Below are 14,620 nucleotides of genomic sequence, written 5' to 3'. Positions count from 1 at the left end.
ACGTACGATGGAATCCCGTGGCGGACACTTCAAGCGGCGGAACCAATTCTTCGAACACGACCCCGAAGGTGACGAAGCAGATCTTCGTGACCGGCGGGGTCGTCTCGTCCCTGGGCAAGGGCCTGACGGCGGCCAGCCTCGGCAACCTGCTCACGGCGCGCGGCCTCAAGGTCGTCATGCAGAAGCTCGACCCGTACCTCAACGTGGACCCGGGCACCATGAACCCGTTCCAGCACGGCGAGGTCTTCGTGACCGACGACGGCGCCGAGACGGACCTCGACATCGGGCACTACGAGCGCTTCCTCGACATCAACCTGTCGCAGTCGGCGAACGTCACGACCGGCCAGGTCTACTCGACGGTCATCGCCAAGGAGCGTCGCGGCGAGTACCTCGGCGACACGGTCCAGGTCATCCCGCACATCACCGACGAGATCAAGCGTCGGATGCGCGAGCAGGCCGACAACGACCCGCAGCCCGACGTCATCATCACCGAGGTCGGCGGCACGGTCGGCGACATCGAGTCCCAGCCGTTCATCGAGTCGGCCCGCCAGGTCCGCCACGAGCTCGGCCGCAACAACGTGTTCTTCGTGCACGTCTCGCTGGTGCCGTTCATGAGCGCCTCGGGCGAGCAGAAGACGAAGCCGACGCAGCACAGCGTCGCCGCGCTCCGCTCGATCGGCATCCAGCCGGACGCCCTCGTGCTCCGGAGCGACCGCCCCGTGTCGGACTCGAACAAGCGCAAGATCGCGCTGATGTGCGACGTGGACGAGGACGCCGTGGTGAACGCCGTCGACGTCCCGTCGATCTACGACCTCCCGACGCTGCTCCACGACCAGGGCCTCGACCAGGTGATCATCGACGCGCTGAAGCTCGACGCGCACGACGTCGACTGGTCCGCGTGGAAGCCCGTCCTCGACGCCGTGCACGAGCCGAAGAAGGAGGTCACGATCGCCCTCGTCGGCAAGTACATCGACCTCCCCGACGCCTACCTGTCGGTGACCGAGGCCCTGCGCGCCGGCGGCTTCGCGCACAGCGCCAAGGTCCGGCTCAAGTGGGTCGTCTCGGACGACTGCACCACGCCCGAGGGGGCTGCGAAGCACCTCGGGGACGTCGACGGCATCTGCGTGCCCGGCGGGTTCGGCGTACGCGGCATCGAGGGCAAGCTCGGTGCGCTCCGCTTCGCGCGTGAGCAGGGCATCCCGACGCTCGGGCTGTGCCTCGGCCTGCAGTGCATGGTCATCGAGTACGCCCGCCACGAGGCCGGCCTGACCGACGCGTCGAGCACCGAGTTCGATCCGGAGACCTCGACGCCGGTCATCGCGACCATGGCGGAGCAGGTGGACATCATCGCCGGTGGCGACCTCGGCGGCACGATGCGTCTGGGCCTGTACCCGGCGCACTTCTCCGACGGCTCGCTCGCCGCGGAGCTGTACGGCGCGTCCGAGGCGTCGGAGCGGCACCGTCACCGCTACGAGGTGAACAACGCCTACCGTCAGCAGATCGCGGACGCCGGCCTGGTGTTCTCGGGCACCTCGCCCGACGGCACGCTCGTCGAGTACGTCGAGCTGCCCCGCGACGTGCACCCGTTCTACATCGCGACGCAGGCGCACCCCGAGCTGCGCTCGCGGCCGACGGACGCCCACCCGCTGTTCGCGGGGCTGGTCGACGCAGCGATCGCGCGCCACGAGGCGTCGAGCCTGTTCGACCCGGCGGACGAGCAGGCGGAGGTCGTCGCGTAACGCGACCCACGTTCGGACGGGAGGCGCGGTGCCAGCTGGCACCGCGCCTCCAGTCCGTCCTGGCCCGGTCCGGCGGACCGGTGCGGGTCCGTCGGACCCGCGTGCTTGGATGGCAGACGTGACTGACGCTGCCGCCCCCATCGCCGACGAACCGACCTCGTTCCCCGTCACCGACTCGACCGTCGTGTACGAGGGGATGGTCTGGGATGTGCGCCGGGACACCGTCGACCACCACGGGCAGGACATGGTGCGGGAGTACATCGACCACACCGGAGCCGTCGCCGTGTTCGCGGAGGACGACGAGGGACGCGTGCTCGTCATCCAGCAGTACCGGCACCCGGTGGGCCTGCGCGACTGGGAGCTGCCGGCGGGGCTGCTCGACCACGAGGGGGAGGACCACCTCGAGGCGGCGAAGCGCGAGCTCGGCGAAGAGGCCGACCTGCAGGCGGAGCACTGGGAGCCGCTGATCCGGTACAACACCTCGTCCGGCGGCAGCGACGAGTTCATCGAGATCTTCCACGCGAGCGGCGTCAGCGCCACCGACAGCGCCTTCGAACGCGAGGCCGAGGAAGCCGACATCGTCACCCGGTGGGTCCCGCGCGAGGAACTCGTGGCGGCGATCCTGGCCGGCCGGTTGCAGAACTCGGCGTTGGTCGTCGCGACGCTCGCGGTCGACGCACGGTCGCGGCGCTCCGCCTGACACCGGATGCGCCTGACGGGATGACCACGCTCGACCGCGCCGTCGACACGTACCTGCGGCACGTCGCCGTGGAGCGGGGGCTGTCGCGGCACACGGTGTCGGCCTACCGGCGCGACCTGACGGTGTTCGCCGAGTGGCTCGCGACCACGCCCGAGGTCCACTCCGAGGGCGCCGACCGGGCCGGCGGTGCGTCGGCCACGGCGGACGTCGGACGGCTGGCACGCGCCGACGTCGCCGGGTTCGTGGCGCACCTGGCGTCCCGGCCGGAGGGTCCGCTCGCGCCGCGTTCGGTCGCCCGGATGCTCAGCTCGGTCCGGTCGTTCACCGCGTTCGCCGCCGCCGAGGGGTGGGTGCCGCTCGATCCCGCCACCGCGGTCCGTCCACCGAAGGCACCGAGCCGGCTACCGAAGGCGATCTCGGTGCACGACGTGGAGCGGCTGCTCGAGGCGGCGGGTGGTGCGGACGACGATCCCGTGGGGCTGCGGGACCGGGCGCTCCTGGAGCTGCTGTACGCCACGGGGGCGCGGGTCTCGGAGGCCGTGGGGCTGTCGGTGGACGACGTCACGACGCTGTCCGATCTCGACTCAGACGCCGACGACGGCGCAGGCGCGTCCGGCGCCGGGCGCGCCGACGGTGTCGCGGTCGTGAAGGTCACGGGCAAGGGGAACAAGCAGCGCATCGTGCCGCTCGGGAGCTACGCCCGTGCCGCGGTCGAGGCCTACCTGGTGCGGGCGCGTCCGGTGTTCGCGGCGCGAGGGCCGTCGACGCCGGCGCTGTTCCTCGGTGCCCGGGGCGCCCGGCTGTCCCGGCAGAGCGCCTGGCTCGTCATCCAGGCGGCAGCGGAGCGCGCGGGATTGGCCGAGCACGTGTCGCCGCACACGTTCCGGCACTCGTTCGCGACGCACCTGCTCGAGGGCGGGGCCGACGTCCGCGTGGTGCAGGAGCTGCTCGGGCACGCGAGCGTCGCGACGACGCAGATCTACACGCTCGTGACGGCCGACATGCTGCGGGACGTGTACCAGACGGCGCACCCGCGGGCGCGGCGGTAGGGCGAGCGGGCGCAGGCCGGGCCTCAGGACGCGAGCTGGGCAGCCACGGCCACGGCGGCCGTCGCGACCGCGACCACGAGGGCGCTCGCCGCAGCGCTCCGTGCCACCACGCGGCGCGCGCCGGAGGCCCCCGGTCGCACGACCCCGACGACACCGAGGACGATCGCGACGACGCTGACGGCACCGAACGGGTTCCAGGCCACCGACACGACCGCGAGCACGACGGCCACGAACGCGGTGAGCCCGATCCGCGGCGCGGCGCTGCCCGACGCCCAGGAGCCCGTCCGCAGGGCGCCGCCCTGCACGGAGAACGAGGGGCCGACCGGGGCGACGACGACCGGGACGACGGGCCCCGTCCGCGTCGGCATCGCGTGCGTCGCGGTGCCCCAGGCGTGCCCGTCCCACCAGCGCAGGCGGTTCGCGTCCTGCGGGTCGGGGAACCAGCCGGCGGCCGGCAGTGTCACGGGGTGCTCCTGGAGGGTGCGGTGGACGGTGCGCTTCGACGCTACGCGCTCGGGAGGCACGGCCGCGGCCCCAAGGCGGGTGTCGGCAGGAAGGGGGACCAGCGGGTGCGCTACGGTCGGCGGGTGATCACCGCCGACGAGACGCTGACCGACTTCTGGGCCGCCCGACGGGCCGAGGAACCCTCCCTGCCCGAGACCGTGCCGGAGGCGTGGGCGTTCGGCGCGACGCCCGAGCACGCCGACGGCCTGCTCGAGCTCGTGCTCAGCGGGACGAAGGACGGCACCGCGTCGTCGATGTGGGACTACGAGGCCACGGGCGACCCGCTGCCCGAGGTCGGCGAGCTCAGCGTGATCCTGGACGGCCGCGGAGCGCCGCGCGCCGTGATCGAGACCACGGCGCTCGCCGTCGTCCCCTTCGACCAGGTCGGCGCCGAGCACGCCCGGGCCGAGGGCGAGGGCGACCGGACGCTCGAGCACTGGCGCGCGGTGCACGAGCGGTACTGGCGCGAGCACTCCGAGAACCCGCGTGGCTGGGAGCCGGACATGCCGGTGCTGTGCGAGCGCTTCCGCCTGCTGTGGCCGGGAGCGCCCGCCGGGTCGTGACCTAGGCGGGCACGACCGCCGCGTCGACCTCGTCCATCACGGCGCGGGTGGCCGCGAGCAGCCGGGCGTTGAAGTCGACGCCGAGCTGGTTCGGCACCGTCACGAGCACGGTGTCGGCGGCGCGGACGGCCGCGTCGGCCGCGAGCTCCGCGACGAGCTGCTCCGGTTCGCCGATGTACGAGCGGCCGAAGCGGGCCAGTCCGCCGTCGAGGTGGCCAACCTGGTCCTGCCCCTCGACCTGCGCACGGACGCCGAAGTAGTGCCGCGACTCGTCGTCGGTGATCGGGATGATGCTCCGCGACACGGACACCCGCGGTTCGCGCTCCCAGCCCATCTCGGCCCAGGTCGACCGGAAGCGGGCGATCTGCTCGGCCTGGAGCTGGTCGAACGGCACGCCGGTGTCCTCGGTGAGGAGCGTCGACGACATCAGGTTGAGCCCCTGCTCGGCGGTCCACTCGGCGGTGGCCCGGGTGCCGGCGCCCCACCAGATGCGCTCCGGCAGGGTCTCCGACAACGGGGACACCGCGAGCGATCCGGCCGAACCGGTCATCTGCGGGTTCGCGTGTGCCATCGGCTCGCCGGCGATCGCGCGACGGAAGACGTCGGTGTGGGCCCGCGCCATGTCGCCGCCGTTGGTGTCGTGTGCCTCGGGCACGTAGCCGAACTGCTGGTACCCGGCCAGGGCGGTCTCGGGTGACCCCCGCGAGACGCCGAGCTGCAGTCGGCCGCCGGCGATGAGGTCGGTCGCCGCCGCCTCCTCGGCCATGTAGAGCGGGTTCTCGTAGCGCATGTCGATCACACCGGTGCCGATCTCGATGCGGCTGGTCCGGGCGGCGATCGCGGCGAGGAGCGGGAACGGTGCAGCCTGCTGCGGTGCGAAGTGGTGCACGCGGAAGTACGCGCCGTCCACCCCGGCCTCCTCGGCGGCGACGGCGAGGTCGATCGCCTGCACGAGCGCCTCGCGGCCGCTCCGCACGCGCGAGCCCGGCACGTCACGCCAGTGCCCGAAGGACAGGAACCCGATCTTCGTCATGCCGATGCGAACGCATGGTGCGCGGGCTCCATTCCGCCCCGACTACCTTGGCCGCCATGGACGATCCCCGCACGGCGCTCACGACGGAACGGCAGCGCAACGAGCGGCTGCTCGCCGATGTGGAGCGGAGCATGCGGGACGTCAGCGACGCCCGGCTCGACGCGAACTCCGACGACGAGCACGACCCCGAGGGCGCGACCCTCGCGTGGGAGCGCGGGTCGCTCGGCGCGGTCCGCGACGCCGCGCGGGAGCGGATCCGCCTGGTCGACGCCGCGCTCGCGCGGCTCGACGCCGGCACCTACGGACGGTGCGCAGTCGGCGGCGAACCCGTCCCGGAGGCCCGCCTGGCCGCCGTCCCGTGGGCGGCGACGTGCGTCGCCCACGCGTGACGCGCCTCCAGGCCGGGTGGGAGCCGCCACGGGGCGGACGTGGGCCGGGCCGGGAGGCACGTGGTGCGTCCGTCCCGCCGCTCACGGCACGTGGACCGGTTGCGCCGCCGTTTCCCAGCCGCGCGCCCTACGGTGCCGACATGGACGGCGACACCCACGAGCGACCCGACGCGGTCGTGCGTGCCGAGGCCCAGCAGACCGACGAAGGGTCCCACCGCTTCCGGTGGTTCCGCGACCTGCGCGCGTGGATCCACGCGCGGCCGGGGCTGCACCTGTTCTACAAGGTGCTCGTCGGCATCGTCGGCGGGCTGGTCGTGGTGATCGGGCTCATCCTCGTGCCGCTCCCGGGGCCTGGTTGGCTCGTGGTGTTCATCGGTCTGACGATCCTGGCGAGCGAGTTCCACTTCTTCCACCGGATCATCACGTGGCTCCGCGCCCAGCTGCACCGCTTCTGGGACTGGGCGAAGGCGCACGGACCGCGGTGGCTCCGTCGCGCGGCCGACCGCGGCAAGGCCGACGTCGACGCCGCACACGCCGACGCGCACCGGAGCACGGGGGTCCGCGCATACCAGCGGCCGAACCAGGCGCGCCCGGGGCACTGACCTCGGACCCGCGTCGGCGTCAGTCGGCGGTGGGCACGGGGCAGGTCCGCACGGGACCGGTCACGGCACGTTCCTCGGCGTCGGCGGCACTCCGTGAGACCAGCTGGAGGACGAGGGCGACCGTTGCCGCGAGGACGATGAACGCGCCGTAACCGGCGAGGACGGGCACGAAGCCGAACGTCGGCTCGAGGAGGCCGGCCACGACCGCGGGGACGCCGAACGCCAGGTAGCTCACGACGTAGACCGACGACAGCAGTCCGGCGCGGTGCGTCGGTGCGGCGGTCGCGAGGAGCATCCGCAGCGGCGCCTGGAACCCGGCCCCGAAGCCCACGCCGGCGATCGCGCTGCCGACGACCAGGCCGGGCAGCGAGGGCGCGAACACGAACGACACGGTGACGACCGGTCCGGCGACGAGTGCGATCAGGCCGATGAGCAGGCTGCGGCGGGTGTCGAGCCGCTGGATCGCCAGGCCGGTGAGCCCGCCCACGCCGGTGACGACGGCGATCAGGGCACCGGCGGCGAAGTGGTCCTCGATGCCGAACACGGCGCGGAGCGCGGAGGGCACGAGCGACAGGAACAGCCCGCCGAGGGCCCAGCTGGCGACGAGGGCGCCCGCGACGCCGCGGAACAGGGCGCGGGAGGCACGGGGGACCGAGACGGTGGGGCGCAGGGAGCGCAGCGCTCCCGGACGTCGGGTGACGCGCTCGGGGACGACGACGAGCGCCACGACGAGCAGCAGGAGGAGCGCGCCGAACACCACGTAGACGAGCTGTTCGGGCGCGGGACCCCACTCCACCAGGGCACCGCTCGTGAGGGCGCCGGTGGCGAGGGCGAACGGCGGCACAGCACCGTTCAGGACCCCGGCGAGGGACGGGAAGCGCTCGAGCGAGTTGTCGATGAGGGCCGCACCGAGCGCGCCGATGAGCAGCCCGACGGCGACGCCCTGCACGATGCGGTCCACCACGAGGGCGACGGGGCCGTCCGCGCCGGCGAACAGCACGAGGGAGAGCACGAGGAGCAGCCCACCGGCGACGAGCACGGGCTTCCGGCCGACGTGGTCGGACAGGCGCCCGGCGACGAGCATCGTGACGAGGAGCCCCGCGACGTAGATCGCGAACACGGCGGTCAGGGCGAGCGGGGTGAGGTGCCACTCGGCCGCGTAGACGGGGTAGATCGGCGACGGCACCGCGGACGAGGCCATCGCGACGAGGAGCATGGCGGCGAGGATCCAGAACCCCGCGACCGATCGTGCTGACTGCATGCGTTCCTCCGTGTCGACGTCACTCCTGCTTGTACGACTGTATTCGTACAGCACGCTCGCTGTACGACGCAAGTCGTACTGGAACCGAACGGTGCTACCGTCGCGGTCATGCCCGCGAACGTGGATGCCCCGGAACGGCTGCCCCAACCGACCGTCGCCGAGATGGACCTGCCGACGGTCCTCGACGCGATGAGCGACCCGATCCGCCTCGCGATCCTGCACCGCTACCTGGTCGACGCGGCCGGCGGGGTGCGCAGCTGCGGGTGGGTCGGGCTCGACCGACCGAAGTCCACGCTGACGCACCACTTCCGCGTCCTGCGCGAGGCCGGGCTCCTCGAGCAGCACCAGGAGGGGCTCGTGCGGTCGAGCCGCGTCCGGGTCGAGGACGTGCAGCAGCGGTTCCCCGGGCTGCTCGACCTGGTCACCGACTGGCAGGTCCCCGCTGCGCTCCTGCTCGACGAGGTCCCCGCGTGAGCGCCGCCGCGGCGACCGGGCAGCCGCACCACGTCCTGCCGACCGTCACGACCGACCCCGTCGTCGTCGCCGCGATCGCCGCGGACCTCGACGCCGCCGGGTTCACGGTCGAGCGGGTCGACGCGCTCTGGGGAGCCGAGGCAGCGGCGTCGCTGCACCGCGGCACCCGGGTCGCCGCGCTCCGGGCCCTGGCCGCGCGGGAGACCTCGCCGCTGACGACACTCGCGACGCTGTTCGTGCTCGGCCTGCCGGTCGCGCGGTCGGACGCCGAGCGGTCCTTCCCGACCGCGGGTCTCGACGGTGTGCTCGCCGCGGGGCTGCTGCGGACGGGCGACGACGGCCGGGTCTTCCCGACCGTCGACCTGCGCCCGTACGCGTTCGTGGACGACCTCGGTGCCGGCAGCTGGTGGGTCGTCTCGGACCTCGGTGAGCTCGCGCTCGGCACGGCCCTCGGCGAGGAGCACGTGCTCGGCATCGGTGGCGCGTCCACGACGCTGTCCGGGCTGCAGGTGCCCGTGCGGGTGCGGCGGGTGCTCGACCTCGGCACCGGGTGCGGCATCCAGGCACTGCACGCCCGCCGCTTCGCCGACCAGGTGGTCGCGACCGACATCTCGCAGCGAGCCCTCGACATCGCACGGTTCAACGCCGCGCTGAACGGTGTCGACGGGATCGAGCTCCGGCTCGGCTCGCTCTTCGAGCCCGTCGCCGGTGAGCGTTTCGACCGCATCGTGTCGAACCCGCCGTTCGTGATCACCCCGCGGCGCGAGGGGGTCCCGTCGTACGAGTACCGCGACGGCGGCATGGTCGGCGACGCGCTCGTCGAGACCGTGCTCCGCGGGCTCGTCGACCACCTGGAACCCGGCGGGACCGCTCAGCTGCTCGGCAACTGGGAGTACCACTGGGGTGTCGACGGCCTCGACCGCGTGCGCTCGTGGTTCGCTGACGCCCCCGCCGCGTCGGAGCTCGACACGTGGGTGGTCGAGCGGGAGCGCGAGGACCCGCCCGCCTACGCCGAGACGTGGATCCGGGACGGCGGCACGAAGCCCGGGACGCCGGAGTACGACGTGCTCGTGGACGCCTGGCTCGACGACTTCGCGGCACGGCGGGTCACCGGGGTCGGTTTCGGGTACGTCGTGGTGCGGCGCGCCCAGCCGGGAGGCACGGGTCGCCTCCGTCGGTTCGAGCGCGTCCCCGAGACGCTCGGCTCCAACCCCGCGGGGCTCGGTGCGACGGTCGCGCGGGTGCTCGACGCCGCGGCGTGGCTCGGAGTGCACGACGACGAGGCGCTCGCCGCCGCGCACCTCCGGGTCGCCGGCGACGTCACCGAGGAGCGGCACTACTGGCCCGGGAACGACGACCCGACCGTGATCACGCTCGTGCAGGGCGGCGGCTTCGGCCGACGGGTGGACGCCGACACGGCGCTCGCCGCGTTCGTCGGGGCCTGCGACGGCGAGCTGTCCGTCGCCGCCATCGTCGGGGCGATCGCGCAGATCACCGGCGTGGACGAGGACGCCCTGCGCGCGGACCTGCTGCCGCGGGCGCGGGACCTGGTGCTCGACGGCATGCTGCTGCCCGCCTGACCCTGCCCGGCCCGGCCCCGGCCCGTCGCGTCTCGCAAAACGCAAGGAGAGCGGTTTCTCGCAGCGACATTCCGCTGCGAGAAACCGCTCCCGTTGCGTTTTGCGGAAGGGGGAGGGCGGGAGAGGGGGTCAGCTCGTGCGGTGGTTGCGCCAGGTGTGCTCGGGGGCGTAGCCGAGGAGCTCGCGGGCCTTGTCGGACGACAGGAGCGAGCTCGTGCCGTCGATGTCCGCCCGGCGCTCGATGTCCGGCACGAAGCGCTCGACGAGCTCGATGGTCGGGGTGTCCATCACGGTGTCGGGGCTCGCGATGACGAACGCCTCGAACCCGGTCAGGTCGGCCTCGAGCGACTTCCGCACCGCCTGGGCGCCGTCGCGGGAGTCGATGTACGACCACAGGTTGAACGTCTTCGCCTCGGGGGAGGCGTCCCACGGGAACGCCGGGTAGTCGGTCTCGTCCATCACGTTCGAGAACCGCAGACCGATCATCTTCAGCTCCGGGTCCCAGCGGGTGAAGTGGCGGGCCATCTCCTCCTCCACCGCCTTGCCGAGCGAGTACGAGGACTGCGGGCGGACCGCGAACTCCTCGTCGACGGGCAGGTACGGCGGGTGGTGCTCGCCCATCGGGATCCCGAGCAGGGTCTCGCTCGACGCCCACACCAGGTTCTTGACCTTCGCGACCCGGGCGGCGTGGAAGACGTTGATCGACGCGGTCACGTTGTTCGTGATGAGGGCCACGTCGGGCACCTGGCCGGGGGCAGGTACGGCCGCCAGGTGCACCACGGCGTCGACCGAGTCGTAGCGGTCGTCGATGCCGGTGAGGGCGCCGAGCACCTGGCCGTAGTCGCTCAGGTCGATGCGGACGAACGGCACCCGCTCGGGCTTGTCGGGGGAGGGGACCCGGTCGAGCAGGACCACGTCGTACCCGTGCTCGTCGAGGTCGCGGACGACCGCCCGTCCGAGCTTGCCGCTGCCTCCGGTCACCACAACACGCGTCATCGCGTCACTCCACATCGTCGTCGGACGGCCTGGTCGGCCGGGTCCCATCCTGCCGCGCGGGTGCTGGGCGGGACCAGGCACTGGCGGTACCTGTCCCGGCGACGCAGCCCTCCGGTGGATCGCCGAACCGGCGTGTCAGCGGGCCGGGGCGGCTGCCTGGGTGATGGCGAGCTGTGCGACGAGCTCCACGTGCTCGGCCATGTCGCGCGACGGGTCGTACAGCCACTGGATCTGCATGCCGTCCGACACCGCGAGCATCACGCTGGTGAGCCGCTCGGCGTCGACGTCGGCGCGCAGCCGCCCGTCCTGCTGCATGTCGCGGAACTGCCGGGTCATGTCCGCCCGGGTGAAGTCGTAGCGCTGCCGGAAGTACTCGTGCGCCGGGTGCTCCGGGTCCGTGGCGGCCGCGGCGGACAGGTTCACGAACATCTGCACCAGCCCCGGGACCTCGGCGTTGTGCCGGACCACGGCGGCGAGGAGCTCGGCCGGGTTCGAGGCGTTCCAGTCCTGGGCGTTGTCGTGCTCGTCGCGGCGGCGGAGGATCTCGACCCAGAGCTCGTCCTTCGAGTCGAAGTAGTGCAGCAGCCCGGCCTGCGTGAGCCCCACCGCGTCGGCGATGTCCTTGATGCTCGTGCGGCGGAACCCCTGCTGGGCGACGAGTTCGAGCGCGACGGTGAGGATCTCCTCGCGCTTGGCGATGCCCTTCGCGTACGAACCCCGTCGTGCCATGGCGCGAGCGTACCGCCCACGGACGGACGGCAAAACCGAGTACAGAAAGGTTTTGGGTGCTACGCTGACGCCAGCCGCCGACGATGGCGCGCGGAGGTCGTGCCCCCGTCGCCCGTCGCACAACGAAGGGACCGACCATCGTGACCACCGTGGAAGAAACGCCGCGCGCCTCCAGTGCGTCGCCGCTGACCGAGCGCATCGACGCGCTCGTCGGACAGCTGACCACCGAGGAGAAGGTCCAGCTGCTGACCGGACGCGACTTCTGGACCACCTGGCCGATCGAGAAGATCGGTCTGCGCCGGATCCTGATGTCCGACGGCCCCTCCGGCGTCCGAGGCGAGGTGTGGGACGAGCGTGACCCGTCGCTCAACCTGCCGTCCGCGACCGCCCTGTCGGCGAGCTGGGACCGCGCGATCGCGAAGCGCTACGGCGCCGCCGCCGCGGTGGAGGCCCGGCGCAAGGGCGTCGACGTCGTCCTCGGCCCGACCATCAACCTGCACCGCTCCCCGCTCGGCGGACGGCACTTCGAGGCGTTCAGCGAGGACCCCGTGCTGACCGGCGACCTCGCCGCGAGCTACGTCGCCGGCGTCCAGGAGAACGGCGTCGCCGCGACCCCGAAGCACTACATCGCGAACGACTACGAGACCGACCGCTTCACCGCGTCGACCGAGGTGTCGGACCGGGCGCTGCGTGAGCTGTACCTGCTCGCGTTCGAGAAGGCCGTGACCGAGGCGCACGCGTGGGCGGTCATGTCGTCGTACAACGCGATCAACGGCGTCACCGCGTCGGAGAACGACCTGCTCGAGACGCCGTTGAACTCGGAGTGGGGCTTCGACGGCATCGTCGTGTCGGACTGGACGGGCGTCCGCTCGGTCGAGTCCGCCAAGGCCTCCCAGGACGTCGCGATGCCCGGACCGAACCCGTGGTGGAGCGAGGGGCCCCTGCTGCAGGCGGTCGAGTCGGGCGAGGTGCCGATGGCCGCGATCGACCGGAAGGTCCACCGCATCCTGACGCTCGCCGCCCGGGTCGGTGCGCTCGAGGGCTTCGAGCCCGTCGCCGAGCGCCCCGTGCACGTCGAGGACGGGGTCGCCTTCGTCCGCGCCGCCGAGGCCGAGGGCACCGTGCTCGTCCGCAACGAGGGCGTGCTGCCGCTCGACGCCGCCGCGGTGTCCCGCATCGCGCTCGTCGGACACAACGCCGACCAGGCCCGCAGCCAGGGCGGCGGCTCCGCGACGGTCGTCCCGGAGCGGGTCGTCACGCCGATCGAGGGCATCCGCGCCGCGTTCCCCGGCGCGACGGTGGACTACGCCATCGGTGCCGTGGTGCAGGAGGGCATCGCCGAGTTCCCGCTCGCGAGCATCACGAACCCGGGCACCGGCGAGCCCGGCGCCCGCGTCGCCTTCGTCAAGGACGGCGAGGAGCTGTACGTCGAGGACCGCCGCGCCACCGCGCTGTTCTGGTTCGGCGGCGACGCCCCGACGCGCGAGGCCGACCGGCTCGACATCACCACGACCTACACCGCCGAGTCGACCGGCGCCGTCCGGATCGGCATCGGCGCCGCCGGGCACTCGCGCCTGTGGATCGACGGCGAGCTCCTGCTCGACGAGACCGTGCCGTACGAGGGCGACCAGCTCGGCGCCGCGTTCCTCAACCCGCCGGCGCGCTCGGTGCCCGTGCAGGTGCAGGAGGGGCAGCAGGTCGCGATCCGCATCGAGTACGACATCGTGCAGGACGAGGCGCTCGGTGGGGTGCTCGCCTACCAGTTCGGCACCGAGCCGAGCGACGCCGACCCCGCCGCGCTGATCGACGCCGCCGTCGCGACCGCCACCGGCGCGGACGTCGCGATCGTCGTCGTCGGCACGAACAGCAAGGTGGAGTCCGAGGGCTACGACCGCTCGTCGCTCGTGCTCCCCGGACACCAGGACGACCTGGTCCGGGCCGTCGCCGCCGCCAACCCGAACACCGTCGTGGTGGTCAACTCCGGGTCCCCGGTCGAGATGCCCTGGCGGGACGACGTCGCCGCGGTGCTCCTGACCTGGTTCGGCGGCCAGGAGTACGGCAACGCCCTGGCCGACGTCCTGACCGGCGCGGCCGAGCCCGGCGGGCGCCTGCCCACCACCTGGCCGGCGACGCTCGAGGACGTCCCGGTCGCGAACGTCACGCCCGTCGACGGCGAGGTCGCGTACGACGAAGGGGTGCACGTCGGCTACCGTGCCTGGCTCCGCGCCGGCACCGAGCCCGCGTACCCGTTCGGCCACGGCCTCGGCTACACGACGTGGTCGATCGACGGCATCAGCGCGACGCCCACGGTGTCCGAGGGGGACGCGGTCATCGTCACCGCGACCGTCGCGAACACCGGCGACCGTGCGGGCAAGCACGTCGTGCAGGTCTACGCCTCGCGCGAGGAGTCGACCGTCGACCGTCCGGTGCGGTGGCTCGTCGGCTTCGCACCCGTGCGGATCGGAGCGGGCGAGTCGACCGAGGTCTCGATCGAGGTGCCGGCCCGCGCGTTCGCACACTGGGACGGTGCCTGGCGGTACGAGCCCGGCACGTTCACGCTGCACGTCGCGGAGTCCGTGGCCGCCGAGGTCGGGACGACGACCCTCGAACTGGAGTGATCCGGTTTGCGTGCATCTCGTTGTTGCATTCAGTAGCATCGATCCGCGCCTGACGGCTGGTTACCGTCGGCGCGCGCACCGAGACGGGGTCGCTGTGTGAGCGACGCGGTCTCCTGATCCGGCCGTCGGAGCCCCTGCGATCCCGGTGCGTCAGAATGCGCCTCCGCGTCCGCGCGGAGGCGCATTCGTCGTCCCGGGGGAATGGTCTCAAAGGGGATCATTGACCGCTGAGCGCAACGCATGACGAACCGTCACTTTGTCCGCGTAGCGATGATGACAAATCCTTCGAGAAGTGAAAGACTCGGCGCACCATCCCCTCCGGATCAGGGATGAGATGGTCATCCGGCCAGGGCTCCGGGGCTTCACCGACCCTGTCGCAGCCC

The 14,620-nt window shown here is 72.6% G+C and carries 14 protein-coding genes; 9 read left to right on the top strand and 5 right to left on the bottom strand.

Features of this window, described 5'->3' with window-relative positions; translation table 11 throughout:
* Positions 1-68: 68 nt before the first annotated feature.
* From LQK89_RS14145 to LQK89_RS14135, 3 genes are all read left to right on the top strand, one after another.
* Positions 69-1,739: a CTP synthase gene (locus LQK89_RS14145; protein ID WP_144805099.1), complete on the top strand. Its 1,671-nt coding sequence runs from the start codon at positions 69-71 to the stop codon at positions 1,737-1,739.
* A 118-nt stretch (positions 1,740-1,857) separates the two neighbouring features.
* Entirely contained in the window at positions 1,858-2,439 is a 582-nt protein-coding gene (locus LQK89_RS14140) for an NUDIX domain-containing protein (RefSeq protein ID WP_058743143.1), read from the top strand.
* A 20-nt stretch (positions 2,440-2,459) separates the two neighbouring features.
* On the top strand, positions 2,460-3,488 hold the full coding sequence (locus tag LQK89_RS14135) for a site-specific tyrosine recombinase XerD (RefSeq protein ID WP_231049495.1): 1,029 nt from the start codon (positions 2,460-2,462) through the stop codon (positions 3,486-3,488).
* Between the two features lie 23 nt (positions 3,489-3,511).
* Here the strand turns inward: LQK89_RS14135 and LQK89_RS14130 are convergent, their stop codons facing one another.
* Complete coding sequence (locus tag LQK89_RS14130) at positions 3,512-3,952, bottom strand: DUF2510 domain-containing protein (RefSeq protein ID WP_083520144.1); 441 nt, start codon at positions 3,950-3,952, stop codon at positions 3,512-3,514.
* A 126-nt stretch (positions 3,953-4,078) separates the two neighbouring features.
* Here LQK89_RS14130 and LQK89_RS14125 point away from each other — a divergent pair, with 126 nt between their 5' ends.
* Entirely contained in the window at positions 4,079-4,555 is a 477-nt protein-coding gene (locus tag LQK89_RS14125; RefSeq protein ID WP_231050808.1) for an ASCH domain-containing protein, read from the top strand.
* Between the two features lies 1 nt (position 4,556).
* Here LQK89_RS14125 and LQK89_RS14120 read toward each other — a convergent pair whose 3' ends face one another.
* Positions 4,557-5,588: an LLM class flavin-dependent oxidoreductase gene (locus tag LQK89_RS14120; protein WP_217507795.1), complete on the bottom strand. Its 1,032-nt coding sequence runs from the start codon at positions 5,586-5,588 to the stop codon at positions 4,557-4,559.
* A 56-nt stretch (positions 5,589-5,644) separates the two neighbouring features.
* On the opposite strand from LQK89_RS14120, the gene LQK89_RS14115 reads away from it, so the two are divergent.
* Positions 5,645-5,977 (top strand): TraR/DksA family transcriptional regulator, encoded by a 333-nt coding sequence (locus LQK89_RS14115; protein ID WP_058743259.1) that lies wholly within the window; start codon positions 5,645-5,647, stop codon positions 5,975-5,977.
* A gap of 140 nt (positions 5,978-6,117) precedes the next feature.
* Complete coding sequence (locus LQK89_RS14110) at positions 6,118-6,579, top strand: TIGR02611 family protein (RefSeq protein WP_231049494.1); 462 nt, start codon at positions 6,118-6,120, stop codon at positions 6,577-6,579.
* A gap of 19 nt (positions 6,580-6,598) precedes the next feature.
* Here the strand turns inward: LQK89_RS14110 and LQK89_RS14105 are convergent, their stop codons facing one another.
* Positions 6,599-8,062, bottom strand: a complete 1,464-nt coding sequence (locus tag LQK89_RS14105; RefSeq protein WP_269145901.1) for an MFS transporter — start codon at positions 8,060-8,062, stop codon at positions 6,599-6,601.
* Between LQK89_RS14105 and LQK89_RS14100 the strand changes: the two genes are divergently transcribed.
* Positions 7,949-8,314, top strand: coding sequence for an ArsR/SmtB family transcription factor (locus LQK89_RS14100; protein ID WP_231049492.1), 366 nt, complete (start codon positions 7,949-7,951; stop codon positions 8,312-8,314). The genes LQK89_RS14105 and LQK89_RS14100 overlap by 114 nt on opposite strands.
* On the top strand, positions 8,311-9,894 hold the full coding sequence (locus LQK89_RS14095; RefSeq protein ID WP_442874050.1) for a DUF7059 domain-containing protein: 1,584 nt from the start codon (positions 8,311-8,313) through the stop codon (positions 9,892-9,894). The genes LQK89_RS14100 and LQK89_RS14095 overlap by 4 nt, the downstream gene beginning before the upstream one ends.
* Positions 9,895-10,023: 129 nt before the next feature.
* Here the strand turns inward: LQK89_RS14095 and LQK89_RS14090 are convergent, their stop codons facing one another.
* Both LQK89_RS14090 and LQK89_RS14085 read right to left on the bottom strand, forming a co-directional pair.
* Positions 10,024-10,890, bottom strand: coding sequence for an NAD-dependent epimerase/dehydratase family protein (locus LQK89_RS14090; protein ID WP_058741121.1), 867 nt, complete (start codon positions 10,888-10,890; stop codon positions 10,024-10,026).
* 135 nt (positions 10,891-11,025) lie between these two features.
* Positions 11,026-11,619, bottom strand: a complete 594-nt coding sequence (locus tag LQK89_RS14085) for a TetR/AcrR family transcriptional regulator (RefSeq protein ID WP_114851419.1) — start codon at positions 11,617-11,619, stop codon at positions 11,026-11,028.
* Between the two features lie 83 nt (positions 11,620-11,702).
* Between LQK89_RS14085 and LQK89_RS14080 the strand changes: the two genes are divergently transcribed.
* Positions 11,703-14,237 (top strand): glycoside hydrolase family 3 protein, encoded by a 2,535-nt coding sequence (locus LQK89_RS14080; protein WP_442874049.1) that lies wholly within the window; start codon positions 11,703-11,705, stop codon positions 14,235-14,237.
* Positions 14,238-14,620: the final 383 nt, after the last annotated feature.

Origin of the sequence: Curtobacterium sp. C1 (genome assembly GCF_021049325.1) — a bacterium.
GTDB classification, from domain to species: Bacteria; Actinomycetota; Actinomycetes; order Actinomycetales; family Microbacteriaceae; genus Curtobacterium; species Curtobacterium citreum.
The sequence above is the reverse complement of the archived record's forward strand: the minus strand, read 5'-3'. Positions and strand labels throughout refer to the sequence as shown.